The 20,407-nt window shown below is 58.2% G+C and carries 23 protein-coding genes, 1 other RNA gene, 2 pseudogenes and 1 other annotated feature; of the genes and pseudogenes, 8 read left to right on the top strand and 18 right to left on the bottom strand.

Going from position 1 to position 20,407, the window contains the following annotated elements; genetic code table 11:
* Positions 1-34: 34 nt before the first annotated feature.
* Positions 35-1,159, top strand: a complete 1,125-nt coding sequence (locus IEX16_RS14640) for a 5-methyltetrahydropteroyltriglutamate--homocysteine S-methyltransferase (protein ID WP_188709224.1) — start codon at positions 35-37, stop codon at positions 1,157-1,159.
* Between the two features lie 165 nt (positions 1,160-1,324).
* Here the strand turns inward: IEX16_RS14640 and IEX16_RS14645 are convergent, their stop codons facing one another.
* The gene (locus IEX16_RS14645) at positions 1,325-1,867 is read right to left on the bottom strand and encodes a hypothetical protein (protein ID WP_188709225.1); all 543 of its coding nucleotides are present in this window, start codon (positions 1,865-1,867) and stop codon (positions 1,325-1,327) included.
* 177 nt (positions 1,868-2,044) lie between these two features.
* A complete protein-coding gene (locus IEX16_RS14650; RefSeq protein ID WP_188709226.1) occupies positions 2,045-2,599 on the bottom strand; it encodes a hypothetical protein in 555 nt (184 codons plus the stop codon).
* Between the two features lie 355 nt (positions 2,600-2,954).
* On the opposite strand from IEX16_RS14650, the gene IEX16_RS14655 reads away from it, so the two are divergent.
* Positions 2,955-3,509: a redoxin domain-containing protein gene (locus tag IEX16_RS14655; RefSeq protein ID WP_188709227.1), complete on the top strand. Its 555-nt coding sequence runs from the start codon at positions 2,955-2,957 to the stop codon at positions 3,507-3,509.
* A gap of 131 nt (positions 3,510-3,640) precedes the next feature.
* Here IEX16_RS14655 and IEX16_RS14660 read toward each other — a convergent pair whose 3' ends face one another.
* The gene (locus IEX16_RS14660) at positions 3,641-4,075 is read right to left on the bottom strand and encodes a PPC domain-containing DNA-binding protein (protein WP_188709228.1); all 435 of its coding nucleotides are present in this window, start codon (positions 4,073-4,075) and stop codon (positions 3,641-3,643) included.
* A 137-nt stretch (positions 4,076-4,212) separates the two neighbouring features.
* Complete coding sequence (locus IEX16_RS14665) at positions 4,213-4,533, bottom strand: hypothetical protein (protein WP_229676359.1); 321 nt, start codon at positions 4,531-4,533, stop codon at positions 4,213-4,215.
* Between the two features lie 35 nt (positions 4,534-4,568).
* On the opposite strand from IEX16_RS14665, the gene IEX16_RS20055 reads away from it, so the two are divergent.
* Positions 4,569-4,886 carry a hypothetical protein gene (locus IEX16_RS20055; RefSeq protein ID WP_229676360.1) on the top strand — a complete coding sequence of 106 codons (318 nt, stop codon included), beginning with the start codon at positions 4,569-4,571 and terminating at the stop codon, positions 4,884-4,886.
* Between the two features lie 12 nt (positions 4,887-4,898).
* Here the strand turns inward: IEX16_RS20055 and IEX16_RS20060 are convergent, their stop codons facing one another.
* From IEX16_RS20060 to IEX16_RS14695, 7 genes are all read right to left on the bottom strand, one after another.
* Complete coding sequence (locus tag IEX16_RS20060) at positions 4,899-5,141, bottom strand: winged helix-turn-helix domain-containing protein (RefSeq protein WP_229676361.1); 243 nt, start codon at positions 5,139-5,141, stop codon at positions 4,899-4,901.
* A 128-nt stretch (positions 5,142-5,269) separates the two neighbouring features.
* Positions 5,270-5,668, bottom strand: coding sequence for a DUF1801 domain-containing protein (locus IEX16_RS14675; protein WP_229676362.1), 399 nt, complete (start codon positions 5,666-5,668; stop codon positions 5,270-5,272).
* Between the two features lie 68 nt (positions 5,669-5,736).
* On the bottom strand, positions 5,737-5,856 hold the full coding sequence (locus IEX16_RS20375) for an ORF6N domain-containing protein (RefSeq protein WP_373288355.1): 120 nt from the start codon (positions 5,854-5,856) through the stop codon (positions 5,737-5,739).
* A gap of 1 nt (position 5,857) precedes the next feature.
* The gene (locus IEX16_RS14680) at positions 5,858-6,397 is read right to left on the bottom strand and encodes a hypothetical protein (protein ID WP_188709229.1); all 540 of its coding nucleotides are present in this window, start codon (positions 6,395-6,397) and stop codon (positions 5,858-5,860) included.
* Complete coding sequence (locus IEX16_RS14685) at positions 6,387-6,863, bottom strand: helix-turn-helix transcriptional regulator (protein WP_188709230.1); 477 nt, start codon at positions 6,861-6,863, stop codon at positions 6,387-6,389. The genes IEX16_RS14680 and IEX16_RS14685 overlap by 11 nt, the downstream gene beginning before the upstream one ends.
* A gap of 24 nt (positions 6,864-6,887) precedes the next feature.
* Positions 6,888-7,388, bottom strand: a complete 501-nt coding sequence (locus tag IEX16_RS14690) for a type II toxin-antitoxin system RelE family toxin (RefSeq protein ID WP_188709231.1) — start codon at positions 7,386-7,388, stop codon at positions 6,888-6,890.
* 230 nt (positions 7,389-7,618) lie between these two features.
* Positions 7,619-7,858 carry a DUF4357 domain-containing protein gene (locus IEX16_RS14695; RefSeq protein WP_188709232.1) on the bottom strand — a complete coding sequence of 80 codons (240 nt, stop codon included), beginning with the start codon at positions 7,856-7,858 and terminating at the stop codon, positions 7,619-7,621.
* Positions 7,859-7,865: 7 nt separating this feature from the next.
* Between IEX16_RS14695 and IEX16_RS14700 the strand changes: the two are divergent.
* Positions 7,866-7,991, top strand: a pseudogene (locus IEX16_RS14700) (IS3 family transposase); the annotation flags it as partial.
* A 47-nt stretch (positions 7,992-8,038) separates the two neighbouring features.
* Here IEX16_RS14700 and IEX16_RS14705 read toward each other — a convergent pair.
* Positions 8,039-8,374 (bottom strand): hypothetical protein, encoded by a 336-nt coding sequence (locus IEX16_RS14705; RefSeq protein WP_188709233.1) that lies wholly within the window; start codon positions 8,372-8,374, stop codon positions 8,039-8,041.
* Between the two features lie 100 nt (positions 8,375-8,474).
* On the opposite strand from IEX16_RS14705, the gene ffs reads away from it, so the two are divergent.
* The 4 genes and pseudogenes from ffs (at position 8,475) to IEX16_RS14725 (ending at position 11,506) form a co-directional block, all read left to right on the top strand.
* An RNA gene (gene ffs, locus IEX16_RS14710) (signal recognition particle sRNA small type) lies at positions 8,475-8,571 on the top strand.
* A 17-nt stretch (positions 8,572-8,588) separates the two neighbouring features.
* Positions 8,589-8,969: a DUF6538 domain-containing protein gene (locus tag IEX16_RS14715; RefSeq protein WP_188709234.1), complete on the top strand. Its 381-nt coding sequence runs from the start codon at positions 8,589-8,591 to the stop codon at positions 8,967-8,969.
* 29 nt (positions 8,970-8,998) lie between these two features.
* A pseudogene (locus IEX16_RS14720) lies at positions 8,999-10,215 on the top strand (IS3 family transposase); the annotation flags it as partial.
* Positions 9,277-9,393 (top strand) — a sequence feature (AL1L pseudoknot). (Overlaps the previous pseudogene by 117 nt.)
* A gap of 139 nt (positions 10,216-10,354) precedes the next feature.
* Entirely contained in the window at positions 10,355-11,506 is a 1,152-nt protein-coding gene (locus IEX16_RS14725) for a M48 family metallopeptidase (protein ID WP_229676363.1), read from the top strand.
* A 19-nt stretch (positions 11,507-11,525) separates the two neighbouring features.
* Here the strand turns inward: IEX16_RS14725 and IEX16_RS14730 are convergent, their stop codons facing one another.
* The 6 genes from IEX16_RS14730 to IEX16_RS14755 form a co-directional block, all read right to left on the bottom strand.
* Positions 11,526-11,807 (bottom strand): hypothetical protein, encoded by a 282-nt coding sequence (locus IEX16_RS14730; RefSeq protein ID WP_188709236.1) that lies wholly within the window; start codon positions 11,805-11,807, stop codon positions 11,526-11,528.
* On the bottom strand, positions 11,804-12,280 hold the full coding sequence (locus IEX16_RS14735; RefSeq protein ID WP_188709237.1) for a response regulator: 477 nt from the start codon (positions 12,278-12,280) through the stop codon (positions 11,804-11,806). Before IEX16_RS14735 ends, IEX16_RS14730 begins: the two co-directional genes overlap by 4 nt.
* Complete coding sequence (locus IEX16_RS14740) at positions 12,270-14,420, bottom strand: sensor histidine kinase (protein WP_188709238.1); 2,151 nt, start codon at positions 14,418-14,420, stop codon at positions 12,270-12,272. Before IEX16_RS14740 ends, IEX16_RS14735 begins: the two co-directional genes overlap by 11 nt.
* A 329-nt stretch (positions 14,421-14,749) precedes the next feature.
* Positions 14,750-18,727, bottom strand: a complete 3,978-nt coding sequence (locus IEX16_RS14745; RefSeq protein WP_188709239.1) for a PAS-domain containing protein — start codon at positions 18,725-18,727, stop codon at positions 14,750-14,752.
* A complete protein-coding gene (locus IEX16_RS14750; protein ID WP_188709240.1) occupies positions 18,724-19,890 on the bottom strand; it encodes a response regulator in 1,167 nt (388 codons plus the stop codon). Before IEX16_RS14750 ends, IEX16_RS14745 begins: the two co-directional genes overlap by 4 nt.
* A complete protein-coding gene (locus IEX16_RS14755) occupies positions 19,880-20,350 on the bottom strand; it encodes a response regulator (protein ID WP_188709241.1) in 471 nt (156 codons plus the stop codon). The genes IEX16_RS14750 and IEX16_RS14755 overlap by 11 nt, the downstream gene beginning before the upstream one ends.
* Between the last annotated feature and the right edge of the window lie 57 nt (positions 20,351-20,407).

Here is a 20,407-nt window from a genome sequence, read left to right on the forward strand (position 1 = left end):
CAGTTTCTTTCAAGAAATTCCCCAGGAGACCTTCATGAGCACCGCCACCCCGCAATTGCCCGCCCGCTACGACCACGTCGGCAGTTTTCTGCGCCCCAAGTACCTGTTGGAAGCCCGTGAGCAAAAAGCCAAAGGCCAGATCACGCCCGAGCAACTGCGCAAGGTCGAAGACCAGGCCATCACCGAGATCGTCAAGTTCCAGGAAGACGTGGGCTTGAAAAGCATCACCGATGGCGAGTTCCGCCGCACCTACTTCCACACCGATTTTCTGGCGCAAATCGGCGGCGTCGAGGTGGGCATTCCCATCACCATCGAGCGCCCCGACGGCACGCAAGAGCTGGCCCCGCCCGTGATGAAAGTGGTCGACAAGGTGCGCCACGTGAAAGACATCCAGCTCGCCGACTTCCAGTACCTGAAAAGCCAGGTCTCGGCCGGCAACACGCCCAAGGTGACCATCCCCTCGCCGACCATGCTGCACTTCCGCGGCGGCCGCGCCGGCATCAGCCGCGAGCATTACCCCGAACTTGAGCCCGAGTTCTACCAGGACGTGGCCAATGCCTACGGCGATGAGCTGCGCAGCCTGGCCGCCGCCGGCTGCACCTATGTGCAGATGGACGACACCAACCTCGCCTACCTCTGCGACGAGAAAATGCGCGAAGCCGCCCGCCAGCGCGGTGACGACCCCAACGAGCTGCCGCACCGCTACGCCAAGTTCATCAACCTGGTGGTTGCGCAAAAACCCGCCGGCATGACGCTGGCCATGCATTTGTGCCGCGGCAACTTCAAGAGCACGCACGCCGCCAGCGGCAACTACGAGCCGGTCGCCGAAGCGCTGCTCAAGGAAATGAACCTTGACGCTTACTTCATGGAGTACGACGACATCCGCAGCGGCGACTTCAAGCCGCTGCGCTTCCTGCCCAAGGGCAAAACCGTGGTGCTGGGCCTGGTCACCACCAAGTTCGGCACGCTGGAAGACAAGGACGAACTGAAGCGCCGCATCGAACAGGCCGCCAAGTTTGCGCCGCTGGAGCAACTGGCGCTGTCACCGCAGTGCGGCTTCAGCAGCACCGTACACGGCAACGATATCGCCGTCGAAGCCCAGCGCACCAAGCTGCGCCTGGTGATCGAGACGGCGCAGGAGGTTTGGGGTTCGGCCTGATCGGCTGCAGACTGCGGCCTGAACAAAAAAGCCGCTGGTGACTGCCAGCGGCTTTTTTTATGCGCAATCGGACTCCAGCCCATGGCGGGTGGGCGCAAGCAGCTATCAAATCATGAGCAGCTCGCCACTCTTGTCAGCCCCGATTGGGTCAGCAATCCGGGGAGCTCATGTTGAAACCGTGGACAGTTCACGTAATGTATTTGCAAGCGATCTGGCACGCTGCTGGCTGAAAGCGTCGCCCGGCAAATGGCCGGACAGGGCTTGTTCGAACTCGGGATTGGCAAACAGCGTTGTGAATTCTGCCGCCAGGTAGGCGCGTAGCTCAGGCGCTGCGGCACGGCACTCGTCCAGCAGTTCGGGCCGCCGGTCTGCCACGGTGATGATGTCTTCCAGATCATGACTACCCAGAAAATCCGGCCTGCCATCGGCGTCTTTGCCGCGGTCTTTAAACGCCTCTAACTTGGTGCCAATGAAAACCGGGGCGCGAATGAGGCGAATGCTCATGCCGCCTGGCAATGTGACCCGTTCTGCAGTCTGCAAGGCCAACGGATACCAGCTGTTGGCAAAGCCCAGGATGTCTTTTACCGTGGGCATCAAGTCAAGCGTCACGTTTTTATAAACCCACCGGCAAATGGGTGCATTCGGCCGCATGTCGTTGTTGAAGCCCCGAGCGCGGACTTGCTTCTCTATCGCGTGGTAGTCATGCACCGTCAACGCTTGCGCAACAATGTCAACATCTTCAATGATGCGGATGCGGTCGGGCCACTCTTGCGTCAACAGCAGGCCCGTGGCGCAACCGCCCACAAAGATCACGCTCACATACGGGGGCCCAGGGCCTGTGCCACCAGCTCCAGAATGGCAAGATTGGGGTTGTGAATGCTGCCATCAACTCAACCTTTCTTCCAGCAGCTTGCGGGCCATTTCGCGTTCGCGCGCCTGACCTATGCGCAGCGCATCAAACAAGGCCAGCAACTCGTACAAAGCCAGGTCCTGCGCGGCGGCCAAGGGCAACTTGGGGTAAAGCGGCAACAGCGCACTGCCGCGCACCGGACCGTCTGCATGGGGCCACACGGGCGGCGTCTCATCGGCAAACAGCACTTTGGATTTAAGCGGCTTCACGCCATAAGCAGTAGGAAAGCCCATGGTGATCTCCCCTCTTACCGCAGGGAAAAAGTACGGGGCGCCATGCAACACCATGGGCCGGAAAGCCGCCAGCACCAGCGCGGGAACGTCTTTTACCTCAGCCAACAAGCGCGCTCCACCCAGCCGCGCCATGCAGGCGTGGGCTTCAAACTGTGACATGTGCATGGCCTGGGCCAGCGCTGTGTAGGGCAGCTTTTGCCCGGCCAGACTCACCAGCTTGAACGCCATGGCCAGGTCTTGCGGCTTCAGCGACCACTGTGCATGCCCAAGGCGAGACTTGATTCCGGATGAACTCATGAATACTCCATTATTCAATATGCATACTGAATATGCCATGGTTAAATATTAAATTCAATAACAAAATCAACGTCGTATGCAATATGCATATTGAAATTATTTAATTAAGAAGATTCACCCGATCGCCCTGAAGGTTATTTCCGCACAACAAAAGCCGCAGGTGTTTGCCAGCGGCTTTTTCATGCCAAATCGGTCTCTAGCCCATGTCGGACATGCGCAAGCAGCTATTAATTACATAGCAAAGTCCTGCCGGAACACCTGCCGACAGCCACAGCGGCGCCCTTACACCTTCCGCTTCCAAGGCTTAGCGCGCAGTCTGTACCAACCCTCAGCGCCCGAACGACACTCAGGGCTCATGCCGAACACCCTGCTCCCCCGCTGCGCGGCGCACCTGCGTAAAAACTGGAAAAGTTATCTCACCCAGCTTGCGCTGCTGGTCGTCATCGTGGTCGCGGTTCAGGCCTGGCAGACGCGGCATGTGCCGGCCGGGCCGGCGCCCGACCTGGCCATCACCGTGCTGCAGCCCGACGGCACGACGCGCAGCACCACGCTGGCCCAGTGGCGGCAGGCCTACCCCGGCCAGCCGGTCGCCCTGCACTTCTGGGCCGAGTGGTGCCCGATCTGCCGGGCCGAGGAGAACAGCGTCACCCGGCTGGCGCAGGACTGGCCGGTCCTGACGGTGGCCATGCAGTCGGGCCCCGCCGCAAAAGTCAGCCAGGTGCAGCAACAGCGCCAGTTGCCCTGGCAGACCGTCATCGATACGCGCGGCGAGTTGACGCGTACCTTCGGCTTCCAGTCTGTGCCCTCTTTTGTAGTGATCGACGGCCAGGGCCAGCTGCGCAGTGCCAGCGCGGGCTACACCACCGAGATGGGCATGCGCCTGCGCCTGTGGTGGGTCAAGCTGTTCTGAACATCCGCCGGGCGGACCTGCAGACGATGGGGTGATGAAAAACGTCGCCGGTGTTTGCCAGCGGCTTTTTTATGCAAAATCGCGCTCTAGCCCATTTCAGACATGGGCAAGCAGCTATTGATTACATAGCATCAAAGCTGACCCTCACCAGGCTTAATGTCACGTTTTGTGATTTCAAGTTCCAGATACCCCGTCAACACATCCGGCGCACGCGAGAAGTCCCATTCCGGCAGCAGCGCCAGCAGCACTTCCGCCGTGGTCCGCACGATGCAGCTTGGCGCCACATGGCCGCCAAAGACTTCGCCGCTGGCGGTGGACAGCGCCATATGAAGGTGTGAGCTGCCGTGCGCGCCGTCAAAATTGACGCTGCCGGCCAGACTCAGGATTTCAATGTCGCCGGTGAAGCGCCGCGGCTGCTGCGCACCCGCAAACCGCAGGCCTGCGCTCGACAGGCTGCCAATGCCAGCGACCACAAACGCCGCACGGCAATCCGCGCCGCGCATCGACGCCTCGATGGCAGCGCGCAGGTCGTCGCCGGGGTTCAGGCGGATGGGGAGGGATTGCATCGAGGCAGCTTCAAGGGCCGTAGTAGCTTCAAGCTTGCTTGGGTGGCGGCAGCTCGCCCAGCTTGCCGGCTACGTGTTTGCATGCGTCTATCAAGTCGGTGACGAGGCGGGAGTCCACCTCCAGCATGCCTTCGTATTCACCCAGGTTGCGCGCATCGTGGCATTTGGAAAGCACCCGCCACACCTCGGGACCCAAGCCCAGGGTGTGGGGCAAGCAGCTGAATCACAATGAAGCGGTTGCTAGAGCGGTAACCATGCCAGCGCAGGGCCGCCAAGCACAGGGCATGCGCAGCGTTGCAAGCCAGGTCGAACCGGCTTTCCAGCGCCAGGCTGGCGGTTTGTGCATCCTTGAGTCGCGCCAGTCCCAGTTGCTGCAAACCGGCGAACTCCCTGGCGTCGGGCGGTTCGGCCCGCAAGGGCTTGCCGGCCCCGGCCAGGTTTTCAAACGGCGATGTCATCTTCTCCTCCTATCAGCCAAACCCTGGGTTGCGTCATGACCCGCGCCACGAATGAGCCCTCCTCCCTGCCGGCGCCTGGCAAAGTCCAGCGGGGTGAGGATGGTTGGATTGACTTCCCGCCCAAGGTGCTTGGCCGCTTCAGCCAGCGCCAGGTAAGTATCCCCAAACGTCAGGGTGTCGCTGACCAGCATCAGATCAATATCGCTGCGGGCAGAGTCCTGCTTTTTGGCGATGGAGCCCTAGACAAATGCCGCATGGATGCACGCAGCCAGTGGCGCAAGTGCCAGACGCAAGGGTTCTGCCAAACCCACCGTCTTGCGCGTTATGCCGCACAACTCATGAAAGATGGGTGAGTCAGGGTTGGCCTAATAATGTTTCTGGTTGCCCACAGGCCGTAGCGTGACCAGGCCGCTTTGCGCAAGCCGCGCCAGTTCGCGTTGCACAGCACCCGACCCAACCCCAGCCAGCGCAATGATCTCGTTCGCATAAAAGCTTCGATCCGGCTGCCCGAACAACAAACCCAGCACGCGCTGCTGGGTGCCGGTAAACAAGGCAGCGGCAAAGCCGGAAGGTGCTGGTGGGAGGTCTGAAAATTCTGATTTACCCATTTTGGGCATTTTAATACCCAAAATGGATTTATCTTAATCTGCAATTGATTTCGTGGATAAATCAAGGCCCTGGCCCTTATCCCACGTGCGTGAGCAGCTATCAAAATGCTAGCGTCTAAACCTCCGCACTAAGCCTTGTTGAAAGCCGCAGCGGCGCGTATCAGCGCCTTGAAGGCCGCCTCGTCGATGTCGTCACCCTCATGCAGATCCATTGCGCGCCTGACCTTGCCGTCCAGGCTGGAATTGAACAAGCCTGCAGGGTCAGCCAGCGCAGCGCCTTTGGCAAAGGTCAGCTTCACCTTGCCCTTGTAGGTCTCGCCGGTGCAGAGGATGCCGCCCTGGGACCAGACCGGGATGTTCCACTTCCACTCTTCAACCACCGCCGGCTCCGCCTGTTTGATCAGCGCGCGAACAAGAGCCAGCGTCTTGCCGCGCCAGTCGTCCAGGCTTTTGATCTTGGCGTCTATGCGTTGCGAGGGGGAATCACCCCCGGCGCCTGGCTGGGGGCTGCTTGCTGCTTTGCGCATGGTGTTATTGCTCCGTTTCAGCCCAGGGTAAAAGCCTCATGCACCGCCGACTGCACCGAGCAGCCCTTTCAAACCTCCTCGATCAGCAGAAGCATGAAGTCAGGAGGAAAGCGTTTGGAGTTTCGCTTGATTTGTTCATTGAAACGCTTCGTCTCGATGCCAGTCCGATTGAACTGGCACCAGCCCATTTCAAGCCTTTACTTTGGCCTTAAGCACAGAGCTTTTCCGCGACTTGGACTTTGTTGGCTCCAAGGCCGCCACCGACCCTGGAATCGATTCGTCGGGCTTGCGGTTTGCCAAGTCAGAAAAATTCAGCGTGGGCAAAAGCAGTTGCCCGTGTATGGCCCGGCTTGTAATGTTGCCAACCATATCTCGAACCAAACCGTACAGCAAAGAAATGCCATTGACCAAGGCACGCTGTTCCCGATCCCTCATATCCCGGGTATCGGCTGTTTGATGCATACGCACCGCACCTTGTACAGCCACTGTCGCCGAATAGGGCGCGCCACCAAGCTCCTTAGGTTTCACGCTGAGAACCAGTTTCAGGCCATAGTCCGAATATTCGGGCTTCTCTGCAATGAGGGAGATACCCGATTCCGCCGCTATATTCAACACCGACGGCGGCAGAACAAACGATGGATTTCTGTCTTTGTTGGCGTACCCCGTGTCGGGTGCTACCGAGACAGCTTCAAACGCGTATTCCAGCAACTGCAGTGGACTAAGCTGCATCTGCAAGCTCCGTATGATGATGATTTTTGGGTGTGGGCATATTGCGCAACGACGATTGCGCTACGCGAAATTCCATCGCTCCAATGTTCTCAGCCTTGAGTTGCGACCGAATACTGACGGGCATGTCCCCATACAGGTCTGAATCAGCCAGTACATGAACAGTCCGGGCGCGCTCCCATATTTGCGGTGCCCGTACAGCCGCAGGTTTTCTAAAAACCACATCAAAAGCAAAGCCTGCCGCTTTTGCAACTGCGTAGATGGTCTCAATGGTGAGATTGCTCTCGCCGGACAGCACCTGCGAAACACGCGCACGGCTCCAGCCCAGCTTTTTGGCCAGATCGCTGCGAGTGATGCCCGACTCAGCAACCAATACCGCCAAATCTGCAGCCACGGACACTTTAGCCAGTTCCCCGGGAAGCCCGCGGTTTTCCTTAATCAATCCTGCCAGCAACGCTTTGCGAGACATGGCTTTCTCCAGTAGTTTTTTCACTTACCCGGCTGACAAAACCTGATTGGATTTGGCAGCGCTCAAATACTCATTTACGGCCTGTTCAGCCCGATTCAATACAGCTTTCTCCAGCTTGTCTGATCTTTTGGCCACCAAGTCTGCCAACAACAAGATGCCATCGTGGCCGTAATAAAACAGGATGCGGATGTCACCTCTCCTGTATCGCCAAACTTTCTCTGTTTTCCCCGAGGCAGGGCTGACAAACTCGTGTGCTTCATGAACCTGCTTTTTATCCAGGTGCTGGGTGAGTGGCGGCCCGTTTTGAGCAATCTGGACAAAGTACGCAAGGCTTTTGAAAGCGGGTTCCTGATCGTTACCCTTGAGTGCCTGAATCTGCTCCCATACGAGTGCTGAATCGCGATCCTTGGTCGCACAACGCGACGACACTCTGCACCGCCTGGCATCAAGAGGCGCTGGCGCAGAAGCAGACGCATCTGAGTCAGGTAAAAAGTCATCAGGATTCAGCTCGGTGAGGAAATACACAGAATGTTTAGTTATAGCTTAACAAATTACTGCGGTGCGGGATAGTGAATAGCCCTCAAGATTCACAGAATTTTGGCTTGGGACTGTATTTTTACTAGTAAATTCCCATCAATCTCTTGCGCAGCCCGCCTCAACAGGGGTTCTCTTTTATCTGGATTCTCACTGTCAAACTGGGCTCCAGTCCACGTATTCATTGCGTAAGCAGCTACGTTTTTGATAGTAAAACGGAGTCACATCCCGGCTTCCAGCGCCTGCAACTCTTTTAATGTGCGGCCGATTGAGTCTTTCCACTCAATGCCACCGTTGGCGCTGCGGCCCAGCAACACCGCAGCAGCCGTGCTGGGGGAACTGAATACGTAGTCCTGAGTAAGTCGGTACGGGCTACCGGCATTTCCAGATTCGGGCACCAGCACGCCATTGGCAATCAGCTCTTGCCGCGCGTCGTACATGCCCCGTACATGCTGCTGCATGGAGGGTACCCTGGAATGGGTGTCCTGGTTTAACCACCACAGGCTGCTCGAACCGATTGGATATATTCCCCCTGCCGAAGCTGAAGAAAACTACTATCGGCAATTAGCCAGTCAGGCCGCGGTATCTGCCTGACTTAACCCAACGGGCCTCCACTAAACCCGGGGCGATTCAAATCCAATTCAAGGTGAGCTGCTTATAACGTTCCAATGATTCATTGAAATATCCCTGCGTCCGTTCTCGTTGTTGAGGATGACGAGCATATTTGTTACCTGCTGCAGTTCATGTTTAAGCGTGACGGATTTGTGGTGAATATCGCGCGAGATGGCCGCCAGCGGGTTGGATATCTGGCGCGCGACCTCAGAAAGGTTGGTGCCTACATCACGTCGTAAATGCCGTTTAACGTCACTTCGATCACGCCAAGCAGGATCAGCGTCAGTACGATGGACGAGATTGAGAAAAAAAAAGGCAAGGTAAGCGCCAAGCCCATGGCGCCGCGTCGGGTTCGAATGTTGCATGGAAAGCCCTAAATTCAGAGGCCAACATTCTCATGCCGTAAATTCGCCGAAGATGCCGGCCTACTGACAAGGTCATCGAGAGGTCTCGTACAATATGCATGACGGGCCTTCCCGCATGGTGAAGCGGCCAACCGGGTCAGATGGGGAACCAAGCAGCCCTAACTGTCGAGCCAGTGCCGGGGTCAAGGTCCGTCACCTTACATAATCTTTGTCGTTGAAAATCAACAAGTTAAGTAAAATCAACGACTTAGAACTGCCAGTGTGTGTTTTCGGTGTGTCACTTGAGCAACTGACCATCACCAAAAGCACTACTATGGCAAAGCGCGATAAAGGCGTACATCTACGCTCCGGCACGAACGTCTATCAATGGCGTATCCGTGTCCCCAAAGACCTTGCCCACCTCTATCCTGACAAGGCATGGGCATGCCGCCACACACTGGGCACATCAAATCTTGCCCAAGCTAACAGACTGGCCGCTGGCCTATACGCTACTTGGCTGACAAAGTTCGACCGCCAGCGCAAGCAGTTAAATCCCCAGCCAGCGCAAGAGTTGACCCCTGAGCTAATTCAGTTTTTGAATCGCCCCGTATTTTGAGGGGCTCAAATCTCTGAGAGGATTGAGCCATGAAGAAGTCAAACAAGTTTTCACCCGAGGTTCGGGAACGCGCAGTGCGCATGGTGCAGGAGCACCGAGGCGAGTATCCCTCGCTGTGGGCGGCCATTGAATCCATCGCACCCAAGATTGGCTGCGTGCCGCAGACGCTCAATGAATGGGTCAAGCGCGTAGAGGTCGATGCCGGCATGCGCGACGGTGTCACTACCGCAGAGGCGCAGCGTGTGAAGGAGCTGGAGCGCGAGGTCAAGGAACTGCGCCGGGCCAACGAGATTCTTAAGCTGGCGAGTGCTTTTTTTGCATCGGCGGAGCTCGACCGCCGACTCAAGTCCTGAGAAACTTCATCGACCAGCATCGCCACACCTACGGGGTCGAGCCGATCTGCAAAGTTCTGCAGATTGCCCCGTCAGACTATCGCCGTCATGCGGCCCAGCGGCGTGACCCGGATTTGCGCTGCGCACGCGCCAAGACGGACGACACCCTCAAGCCGGAGATCCAGAGGGTCTGGCAGGCCAATATGCGGGTCTATGGTGCCGACAAGGTCTGGAAACAGATGAGGCGCGAGCGCATCACGGTAGCGCGCTGCACTGTTGAGCGGTTGATGCGAAGCTTGGGCTTGCGTGGTGTGCGCCGTGGCAAGGTAGTGCGCACGACCATAGGGGATATGACCGCTGCCCGCCCATTGGATCGGGTCAACCGGCAGTTCAAGGCCGATCGGCCCAATCAGCTATGGGTGTCGGACTTCACGTATGTCTCGACCTGGCAGGGCTGGCAATACGTGGCCTTTGTGATTGACGTCTACGCTCGCCGAATTGTGGGCTGGCGCCAGAGCAGTTCCATGCGAACAGACTTCGTGCTGGATGCACTGGAGCAAGCCTTGTATGACCGCCAACCCGGACGTTGCGATGCCTTGATTCACCACAGCGACAGGGGTTCGCAATATGTATCCATTCGCTACAGCGAACGTCTGGCCGAAGCAGGCATTGAGCCCTCTGTGGGCAGCAAAGGCGACAGTTATGACAACGCTTTGGCTGAAACCATCAACGGCCTGTACAAGACCGAATTAATTCACCGCAGGGCGCCCTGGAAGACCAAGGAATCGCTGGAGCTTGCTACGCTTGAATGGGTGTCCTGGTTTAACCACCATCGACTGCTTGAGCCTATCGGATACATTCCCCCTGCCGAAGCTGAAGAAAATTACTATCGACAATTAGCCAGTCAGGCCGTCATGTCGGTCTTACTTAACCCAACGGGCCTCCACGAAACCCGGGGCGATTCAAAAAAATGGGGGAGAGGTGATGAGACCGGTCTTTATGTGGGGCGTCCTGCTGCTGTCAGCGGCCCTGTCGGGATGCGCCACCAACAGCATGACTGGCCGTTCGCAACTGAGTCTGGTGTCGCCAGACTCGGTGATGAAGCAAAGCAGCCTGCATTACGGCAACCTGCTTGGCGATTTCCGGAAAAAGGACAAAGTCCTGATCAACACGGATCTGACCCGCCGGCTTGACCTGATCACCAATCGCCTGATTGAGCAGGCCGTGCTCTACCGGCCCGAGACTGCCCAATGGGGCTGGAAAGTCACGGTCATTGATGACATCAAGACCATCAACGCTTTCTGCATGCCGGGCGGGCTGATGGCCATCTACACCGGACTGGCCGAAGGCCTGCACGCGACCGACGACGAGATCGCGCAGGTAATGGGCCATGAAATCGGCCACGCACTGGCCAACCATGGCGCCGAAAAAATGTCGATGCAGGTGGCAAGCAGCATTGCCGTGTTGGCCGTTTCCGCAGCGGTGTCCAGCAACAGCAGGCAATTCCAGAGCAATCAGGCCTTGTTCACGGTATCGGCACTCGCCTTTGTGAACTTACCCAACAGCCGCACGGCAGAAACCGAGGCCGACCGAATCGGCATTGAGCTGGCAGCGCGTGCCGGATACAAACCGGAGGCGGCGGTGTCACTTTGGCAAAAGATGATGGTAGCCAACAAGAAAAAGGGAGGAAGCGATTTCTGGCGAACCCACCCCGCCTCGGAACGGCGTATCGAATTCCTGCAGGGGCTTGCTCCGCCGATGCAGCTTCTCTACGCCACCGCATCCTCCGGCGGCAGGCCACCCTTTGACTGGCTCAACGGCGACAAAACCCGTCGGCCGGTTATGGATGGGAGGCAGCCGCTGGCGTTTTACTCAGAGTCCTGGGATGCTTTTTCAAAGGGCCGCAGCGAGTTGGGCGCGGGCTCCGCATTGGCCTTTACCTTTGTCCAGGGCAAACTATCCAAACTGTTCTCGGAAAAGAACTGGCGGGATCTGGCGCGCGAGACGCTTGATGCCGACTTCCGCATCGACCTGGCCTATTTTTATCTCGGGAAAGCCGCCGCAGGTTTGGGCTTCAAGGACGCGGCCAAAAATTATCTGGACAAAGCGTCCGGGCTGGCCGGGATCCCTGATTCATCGTGCGCCAAACACATGATGGTGTCCTGTTCAGGAATTGACGTCATGAATGCGTCGCTGCTACCGTGAGCACGGGGTCGCAAACGTCTTACCTCAGTACCTCTTCAATCGCACTCGTCGTCTGCAGCGCATGGTCGGCAATCTGCGCAGACATCAGCGCCAGCGACGCCAGCGCGTAAGTGCCGCTGACAATGCCCCGGTACGTCACCTCCGCGGCCACCGCGTCCTGGCCCAGGCCTTCGGTGGCAGCGACGATACATTGCTCCACGCTGTGCAGGCCAGCATCGCCGAACAGTTCTTCGCCTTCGTAACTCACGCGGTATTCGAACTGCCTCCCCGCCATGGGGTCGATGTGGAAACGTACGATCACGGTGCCATCTCTGCCGAGGATAAAGGATCGGGTATCACCACCACGGTAAGCCAATAGCCAGTCAATTCAGCAATGACCTTGACGAAATTTTCAAAATCCACGGGCTTGGTTATGTAGGAGTTGCAGCGCAATCCATACATTTTATGAATATCGGCCGCTTCATAAGAAGTCGACAGCACCACCACAGGCAGATGACGCAGCTTGTCGTCCTTGACGATTTCGGCCAGAACCTCATAACCGTCCATCACCGGCATGTGCAGGTCGAGCAGGATCAGTTCCGGCTTGGAGACGCCCCCATAGGCTCCTTGCCCGCGAAGATACTGCAGGCATTTTTCCCCATTGTCGACATGCCGGAGATTCACGCGCAGACTGGCCGCATCAAACGCTTCGCGAGTCAGAAAGACGTCATCATCGTTGTCATCAACAAGCAGGATTTCTGCAATACGGCTATTGCCAAGGGGTTCAAGCTTCATCGGATGCCTCAGGGGAAAACACCGGCAGTGTAAAGCTGAAAGTACTTCCGACGCCGCTTTCGGAAGTCACCCATATTTTCCCGCCATGACCCTCGACCACCCGCCGGCAGATGGCCAGACCGATACCGGTGCCGGGGTAATCGTTCTGGGTGTGCAGGCGCTTGAACACTTCAAACACTTTCTCGTGGTGTTTGGCATCGATACCGATGCCGTTGTCCTTGACAGAAAACACCCATTCGCGCTCTTCAAGAACCGCGCTGATTTCGACCTCAGGCGCGCGGTCGCGGCAATATTTGAGGCTGTTGCCCAGAAGGTTCATCAGCAACTGGGCCAGCTGTGTACGGTCGCCGAGGACGACCGGCATCTCACCGACGGTCAGTACCGCATTGGCCGTCTGGATGGGCGCATGGAGCAGGTGAACCACGTCGCGTACCACTTCGGCCAGGTCCACCGGCACAAATTGTTTGACCTCCGCATCTATCCGCGCGTAAGACAGCAGGTCTTCGGTCAGTTGTTCGAGTCGCCTGACGGCACTTCCCGTGCGCTGGATCAGCGCCAGCCCTTTTTCGTCAAGCTTGGCGCCGTGGTTGCGCTCCAGCAACTGGATAAATCCGGCGATCGAGCGCAGCGGCGTTTTGAGGTCGTGCGAGGCGACATAGGCAAACTGCTGCAAATCAAGGTTGCTACGCTCCAGCGCCGCGTAGGCGCGCACGCGAGCCGTCACGTCGCGGATGATCAACGTATGGAGGGGCGCGCCAGACTCGACCACGTTGGAATACGAGACTTCCACCGGAAATTCTTCCCCGTTGTAGCGCAGCCCGACCGCAATACCGGCGGCATCAAAAGTCCCGGAGGCATTGCCCCGCCCGTTGTACTGCTGTACACAAGCGTGGTGGCCGGCGTGAATACGCTCCGGAATGAAGCGCGTAATCGACAGGCCGATGGCCTGTTCGACGGGACAGGCAAACATGACGGAGGCGGCCGAATTAAATAACATAATTATCTGGCTGTCATTCACCGTGATGATGGCGTCCATCGCCGACTCCAGAATGCCGCGCATGCGCGCTTCGCTGCCTGTCAAGGCCTCATTGGTATCGACCAGCATCGTCGATGCTTTGGTGATTGCCTTGCCAACCTCGTCGGCTTCGCTGATCGCCAGTTCAGGCACGGCCACGGCATTGCCGTAACCCAGCGCCAGCGCCGGAGACCGCAGCGCGCGGATGGCGCGCGCAATTCGCCCCCCCAAGATCCACGCCAGACCCAGGCTACCGGCCATCAGCAGCGTGGCAAAGCCAATCAACAGCCACAAGGAGTGCCGCAAATCTGCTGTCAGGGTTTCAACGGGAACACCAATGGCAACGCCCCAGCGGGAAGTCGCTGAGCGCACGAATACGGTCAAGACCGGAATACCTTCCAGCGACACCGTTTCGAACGAACCCTCGTCACTTTCTTTCAGGCGTTGGGCAAGAACCGGAGTTACGGTTTGGCCGATAAACCGGCCGATGTCGTGTGTGCGCGCCACGACGGTGCCGGCCCTATCGGCAATGACTGCAATCCGGTCCGGTGGAAAACCTTGATCAACCAGTATTTCCTGCAAATGCGCCGGCAGGATGACGCCCACCAGGGAGTGGGCGACTGTGTTGCCGCTATGCACCGGGACGCCCACGGTAATCAGCGGCGTCTTGAGAATGGGGCCGATAAACAGATCCGAAACGTCAGACTGTCCTGATTTCAGGATGCGTTCCAACTGGCCCATGCTGGTGGCCTTGGGAAGCGGCTCGCCGTAAGTTCTGGCCGTGTTCATGCGCTGCTGCCCGCCGGCATCGATCAGGGCAATGTTGTTGAGGGAATGGCGGCGCAACATGTCCCTGGCCTGGGCATGGAAAGCAGAAAAATCCTGTTTATCCAGCGACGGGGAGGTCGCCAGCGCGCGCAACGACATTTCAGCGCTGGCAAACTCCCGGTCAACCGCATGCATCAGCGCACGTGCGGTGGAGAGAGAGTCTCGTATGAGTTCGACGCGCGCCCGCTGATAGTCGTAGTAGAGAAGCACGACTGTTATCACAATGGCCGGCAGTAAACAGGCCATCACCAGCCAAGCCAGGCTGGCGCGTATGGAGAGGATACGTTTTGGCTTCAAAAGACCTTGCCTGTCTATTTTTTTGGCGCTCGAAGAGCGTCGCGTCAACCAGGATCGAAAGAGAATTTGATACATTCTCTTACAGGTAGTAGGCTGGGTTGCAATCCGACGGAAGGCGACCAGCTCCTTAGAAAGTGCAGTCCGTCCTTTCGGCCTGACTGCGTCTAGGAGTCTGGGCGGCAGAAGGCGTCGAAGCGAAAAGTGGCCTCGGCGAGGACAGTTTTTGCCAGGTTTGCAGTGCCATAGCCGTAGCTATGGGGCAAAAAGCCGGTGAAAAATGGACCGGCGCGGCCGCTTTGCAGCCGACGTACCTTCTGCCGCCCAGACTCCTAGAGTTCACTCGGAACTCCGGCAGCGACGAAACGCGCCAGCTTGTCCTGCAAATCCGGCAGCCTCTGCCGAACGCCCGCCAGGCCCCCTTGTTCGGCACAGCGGTTCATCACAAGCAAAGCGCTCTGCACTTCGGCCGCGGCAACTGCGGCTGAAGATCCAAGCATCGAATGGAGGTGGCGAAATACAAGATCGGCGTCCTGCGCTTGCAGGGCTTGCTCCAGCTCTTCGACGGCAACGGGCACACGGTCGACGAATGAACGGACCACTGCGTCAAGGAGCGCCTCATCGCCGCCGAGCCGCGCCAACATGGAGTCGCGGTCGAATACCGGCATGCCCTCTGCAGGGGATTGAATGGCTGCCCCCGATGCGCGCTCCGCCTGCACTGCGCTGCCGTGCGTAACCCAACGCGCCAGAACCTCCTGCAGGCTGGCCTGGGTAACCGGCTTGGCCAGATAGTCACTCATGCCTGCATCCAGGCAATGCTGCGCTTCACCCTGACTGGCATTGGCTGTCATGGCGATGATGGGCGTCAGACAGCCCGCTGCCCGCAAAGCCCGGGTTGCCACGTAACCGTCCATCACCGGCATCTGGCAATCCATGAGGATGGCCGCGAAATCTGCGTCCGTGGCATGTCTGACGGCCTCTTCCCCGTCACCCACCACGGTCACCTGTTCGTAACCGATTTTCTTGAGAAGCCCGACGGCAACGATCTGATTGGTCGGGTTGTCTTCCACGACCAGGATGCGCCCGGTCATCCTGATCAGACCGGGTTCAGCGCGCGCAGGCCGCCTTTCTGTCGTTGGGGCTGCGGCGATTCTGACGCCGTCCAGGAAGACCACGAAGGTAGAGCCTTTGCCCGAAACGCTGTGCACATCGATACGTCCGCCCATGAGCTCGCTCAGACGTTTGACAATTGCCAAGCCCAGGCCGGTTCCGCCGTATTTACGCGTGGCGGAGGTGTCTGCTTGCATGAAGTTCGTGAACAGCCGGCCCAGTACCTCCGGAGGAATGCCGATGCCGGTGTCAGCCACTGAAAAAATCAATTGCGTCTGGCCAGCCTTCATCTCGCCCGCCTCGACGGTCAGGCTGATACCGCCTGTATCCGTGAATTTCAGTGCATTGCCCAAAAGGTTGACCAGGACTTGCCGCAGTCGCGCGGGATCGCCCCATATCCATTCAGGCACTGCCGAACCCACGGTATCGTGAAACACCAGGCTCTTGGCACTGGCACGGTAGCCAAACAGGTCGTTCACATCGGCCAGAAGCCGATGCAGGTTGAAAGGAACGTTCTCAAGATCGGTTTTACCTGCATCAATTTTGGCCAGATCCAGAAAATCGTTCACTAGCACCAGCAGCGACTGGGCACTGTTATCGATCAATTGAGCAAATTGAGCCTGCTGCGCTGTCAGCGGTTCATCGAGCAGCAATTGGGTAATACCCAGAATGCCGTTGAGCGGGGTGCGAATCTCATGGCTCATCGTGGTAAGAAATGTGTTCTTGGCCCGATTGGCAGCTTCGGCCGCGTCCTTGGCCTGATTGAGCTCCGCTTCGGCGGTCCTGCGGGCTGTCACGTCGCGAAAACTCCAGACGCGGCCACAAGCCAGCGTACCCATCGTGTGAGGCTTGGAATAACGCTCAAAAAAGCGCCCGTCCTTTAATTCCAGCACATCAAAACTTTCTGCCACTGCATCCTTGTACAGCTCATCCAGTTTGGCAAGAAAAGCGCGCGGGTCCTTGACCTGCGAGATGGCAAAACGGGTCAATTCCTTGTTGTCACCGCCCACCACGTTTTTTGGGAAACGCCACATGTCCAGAAAGCGCTGGTTGAACAGCACGATTTCGCGCTGGTCATTGACTACGAGAATGCCGTCTTCGGTGGCGTCCAGAGTGGCGCTGGTGATGGCGGCTGCGTTTTGCTGCTCGATCTGCGCGTGTTTACGTGCGCTGACATCCTGGTTCGTACCGCTGGCACGCAGCGCCCGGCCGCTGGCATCTCGCCGCGTGACCCGCCCGACGCTCAGCACCCATGCGTTCGTTCCGTCAGCTTTGCGGACCCGGTGCTCCACCGAATAGCTCTCCCGAATACCCTTGAGTACAGGCACAAAGGCATCAAGAATGAATCGATGCTCTTCCCGTGGAACCAGGTCTACAAGTGCTTCAAGGGTTGCCACGGTGGTTCCACGGTCGCCGCCGACCAGATCGGCCCAATTCTCCGAGAGATAGACCTGGCCGGTTTCAATATCAAAGTCCCACAGCACAATGCCGGAGGCCACAAACGCGCGGTGCTGTCTTTCCTCGCTCAGGCGCAGAGCCTCTTCGGCATCTTTCGCGGCGCTCACATCCACGTAGGTGGTCACAAAGCCGCCTCCCGGCATGGGAGAGCCTCGAATATCCAGGGTGATGCCGTTGGGCCGGGTACGCTGAAAGTGGTGATGCGCCGGGGCGCGGGCACGCTCCACCATCAGATTCACCAACGCCTCCTGTGGACCATCGTCATACTCGCCGCGCGCGACGTTGTGGCGGATGATGCTGTCATAAGTCACAACCGGCAGCTCAAACAGGCTGTCGGGCAGCTCCAGCAATCGACGAAACTGCGCGTTGTGCGCAACCAGGTGCAGATCACCGTCGAACACGCTCATGCCACAGGGCAAGTTCTCAAGTACCGCCTGCAACAGTCTGTTGGTGTCGCGCAGCTCTTCCTCAACCGCTTTTTTTGCAGTGATGTCTTGCAAGGCTCCCAACAGGCGGACGGGCTGCCCACCCTCGTATTCGGCAAGGCCGATCGAACGGGTCCAAACGGCACGCCCTTTTGCCGTGACCATGGGCAGCTCAAGGTCCCAGGGCTGGCCACTGCGCATCGCATCTTTGGCCGTCTGTTCAATGATGGCCTGTGACTCAAGCCCAAAATGGGCGAGGTGCGTAGTGAAGTCAGGCTCAAAGTCGGAAGGGAGCTCGTAAATGCGCTTGCACTGGTCTGTCCATTTGATGGTGTGTTGACGCAGATCCGCCTCCCAACCACCCACGCCGGCAATCCGTTCGGCCCGATCCAGAAAGCGGTTGCTGGCGCGCAACTCCTCTTCGACCGCCTTGTAGCTGGAAATATCTTCCACCGCACCGACAAATCCGCGCTGCGGCGGATCGCCCCAAGTCACGGTACGGGCCTGCGCGCGGACATGGGTCACCTCCCCGTTACTCCGCAGCAGGCGATATTCCATACGCATTGCCCCACCGCGCTGCGCCGACCGCTTTAATTCGCTGAACAGGGTATCGCGGTCTTCGGGGTGAATGACCTCACGCCATGCATGACCGAAGCTCTGATTCAGCGGAATGCCATAGATTTCGCGCCATCGGGGATTGGTATAGGTGCAGTTGCCCTGGGCGTCGGCGTGAAAGATGCCCAGGGGAGAGGTTTCAGCAATGATCTTGAACCGGTCTTCATGACCAGCCGTTGCGAAATAATGGAAGCGCTCCCGCAGCAGGAGAGCCTGCGCCACCACATCGGCCAGGTCGCTCAGGGCATGCAACTGCTCAGGAGTGAGTTGTCGCGGCTGGCGGTCGATCACACACAGGGTTCCGAGGCGCTCTCCGCCCGGCATGACAATCGGCGCTCCGGCATAAAAGCGTATGCCTGGCTCACCAGTGACCAGCGGATTGGTCTTGAAGCGGGCATCCTGCAGGGCATCGCTGACTTCCAGCAGATCGCCGCCCTCAATAGCGTGGGCGCAGAAGGCGACATCGCGCGGGGTTTCCTCAATCCCATTTAGCCCCACATTGGCTTTGAACCACTGGCGTTTGTCGTCCAACAGACTGACCAGTGAAATCGGCGTGCCGCAGATTGTGCTGGCCGCGCGAGCCAGCGATTCAAAGATGGGCTCAGGCCCACTGTCCATCACGGCGAGCAGCCGCAAGCGCATCAGGCGGCGATTCTCAACCTCAAGGTCTGGAGAATCGCCCGAGGCGGGAGGATGTGTCATTCCTGCTCAAGCGAATGTATTTCGACGACAGGCACAAGATCAAGCCTGTCCCCATGCGAGATCAACGCTGTGTCCCCGGCCACCACCCAGTCGGAAAATCCGGTGGTTACCTCCTGGGCGCAGCTGATTTGCCAGCCCCTGGAGCGCGCATGCGAACCCAGCGCCTGGGCGACATCCACCGCCTCACCGCTCGCAAAGGTCAAGCCTTCGCCGCCATGCAAAGGGTCTTTGATATGAATCAGCGTCACCGTGCCACAGTAGAGGGCAATAGTCACCGGCGGGGACACCACATCGCCCAGCACCGGCGCGGGTGCCATGGATTGAAAAGCGGCCTTAACAATTTTCTGAAGGCCCAGGGCTGCACGCACCGCCAGCAGACCCGTTTTTGCTGCACTCGGGTCACCCTGGTCCGGAAAAATCGCCAGAAGATCATTACCGGAGGGCACCAGGCGCCTCGCGCCGAACAGGTACAGCGTGTCGCTGGCTGCCTGGTAAACCCGCCGTGTGGCGCTGAAGCGCTGGGCCTGCGGAAAGCGGTGATTGATGCCGCTGAACAGGTCGACCAGCAGTACCGTCGCATGGTCATACCGGACTTCCAGATTGGTACCGTCCTGCTCGTACCAGCGCTCATTGAGCTCCTGCACCAGGCGCATTTCATAACGCAGGGACAGGGCGTCCTTCTGCGCCTGCAGCGCCGTGCTCATTTTTTTCTCGAAGTCACGGCCGTACTGGGCGCGATGCGCCTCACGTTTGGCCAGCAGGGCCTGGACGGCACGCCGCAGCTCGGCGGCGCGGAAAGGTTTTGACAGGTAGTCATCCGCACCCGCAGTCATGCCAGTACGCACATGCGAACGCTCTGTCATGGCCGTCAGCATGATCACTGGTATTGTGGAAAGCGCGACCTCCCGCTTGAGCGCTGCCACCAGCTCGTAACCATTGAGTCCCGGCATCATGACGTCACACACAATCAACGCTGGCCGGCTTTGGCGCGCCATCTCCAGCCCGGCCAGACCATCTTCAGCCTCTGCTACTTCGTAGCCGGCACTGCGCAGCACGGAACTGCTGAGAAGCCGCTGCGTCGGGTCGTCTTCGATCACCAGAATCAAAGACACATTGGCCCGCAATTCGGTGTCGCCGCCGTTCTTTTGGGGTTCATGATTCAAGGACACCCCCGGATTGAGGTATCACCACGACACTCAGCCAATAGCCCGCCAACTGGCCAATGGCTTTTACAAAATGATCAAAATCAACCGATTTGGTGATGTAGGAGTTGCAGCGCAAAGCGTACATTTTCTGGATGTCGGCAGCTTCATAGGAAGTGGTCAGCACCACGACCGGGAGGTGCTTCAACTTGTCGTCCTTGACGATCTCAGCCAGCACTTCGTAACCGTCCATTACCGGCATGTGTATATCCAGCAAGATCAGATCAGGTGTTGGCGCCTCGCCATAAGGCCCCTCCCTGCGTAGAAATTGCAGGCAATTCACACCGTTATCCACATGATGCAGATGCACGCGCAGGCCGGTCAGGTCAAAAGCCTCACGGGTCAGAAATACATCGTCTTCGTTATCCTCGACCAGCAAAACCTCTGCGAATCTGCTGTCGGCAAGAGGTGTGGCTTTCATGCAAGGCTACTTTCTAATGAAGTGTCAGTCGATCGTGAAGCTGCCCATCCCTCAATC

Origin of the sequence: Polaromonas eurypsychrophila, from assembly GCF_014641715.1 — a bacterium.
Classification (GTDB): Bacteria; Pseudomonadota; Gammaproteobacteria; order Burkholderiales; family Burkholderiaceae_C; genus Polaromonas; species Polaromonas eurypsychrophila.

Excerpts from the sequence above, each read along its gene's own strand:
- IEX16_RS20060 (WP_229676361.1), bottom strand. The coding sequence starts at position 5,141 with ATGGGTAAATCAGAATTTTCAGACCTCCCACCAGCACCTTCCGGCTTT.
- IEX16_RS14725 (WP_229676363.1), top strand. The coding sequence starts at position 10,355 with ATGACTGGCCGTTCGCAACTGAGTCTGGTGTCGCCAGACTCGGTGATG.
- IEX16_RS14640 (WP_188709224.1), top strand. The coding sequence starts at position 35 with ATGAGCACCGCCACCCCGCAATTGCCCGCCCGCTACGACCACGTCGGC.
- IEX16_RS14755 (WP_188709241.1), bottom strand. The coding sequence starts at position 20,350 with ATGAAAGCCACACCTCTTGCCGACAGCAGATTCGCAGAGGTTTTGCTG.
- IEX16_RS14675 (WP_229676362.1), bottom strand. The coding sequence starts at position 5,668 with ATGCGCAAAGCAGCAAGCAGCCCCCAGCCAGGCGCCGGGGGTGATTCC.
- IEX16_RS20055 (WP_229676360.1), top strand. The coding sequence starts at position 4,569 with ATGACCCGCGCCACGAATGAGCCCTCCTCCCTGCCGGCGCCTGGCAAA.
- IEX16_RS14735 (WP_188709237.1), bottom strand. The coding sequence starts at position 12,280 with ATGAAGCTTGAACCCCTTGGCAATAGCCGTATTGCAGAAATCCTGCTT.
- IEX16_RS14680 (WP_188709229.1), bottom strand. The coding sequence starts at position 6,397 with ATGCAGCTTAGTCCACTGCAGTTGCTGGAATACGCGTTTGAAGCTGTC.
- IEX16_RS14655 (WP_188709227.1), top strand. The coding sequence starts at position 2,955 with ATGCCGAACACCCTGCTCCCCCGCTGCGCGGCGCACCTGCGTAAAAAC.
- IEX16_RS14650 (WP_188709226.1), bottom strand. The coding sequence starts at position 2,599 with ATGAGTTCATCCGGAATCAAGTCTCGCCTTGGGCATGCACAGTGGTCG.
- IEX16_RS14745 (WP_188709239.1), bottom strand. The coding sequence starts at position 18,727 with ATGACACATCCTCCCGCCTCGGGCGATTCTCCAGACCTTGAGGTTGAG.
- IEX16_RS14705 (WP_188709233.1), bottom strand. The coding sequence starts at position 8,374 with ATGCAACATTCGAACCCGACGCGGCGCCATGGGCTTGGCGCTTACCTT.
- IEX16_RS14665 (WP_229676359.1), bottom strand. The coding sequence starts at position 4,533 with ATGACATCGCCGTTTGAAAACCTGGCCGGGGCCGGCAAGCCCTTGCGG.
- IEX16_RS14695 (WP_188709232.1), bottom strand. The coding sequence starts at position 7,858 with ATGCAGCAGCATGTACGGGGCATGTACGACGCGCGGCAAGAGCTGATT.
- IEX16_RS14685 (WP_188709230.1), bottom strand. The coding sequence starts at position 6,863 with ATGTCTCGCAAAGCGTTGCTGGCAGGATTGATTAAGGAAAACCGCGGG.
- IEX16_RS20375 (WP_373288355.1), bottom strand. The coding sequence starts at position 5,856 with ATGGGCTGGTGCCAGTTCAATCGGACTGGCATCGAGACGAAGCGTTTC.
- IEX16_RS14660 (WP_188709228.1), bottom strand. The coding sequence starts at position 4,075 with ATGCAATCCCTCCCCATCCGCCTGAACCCCGGCGACGACCTGCGCGCT.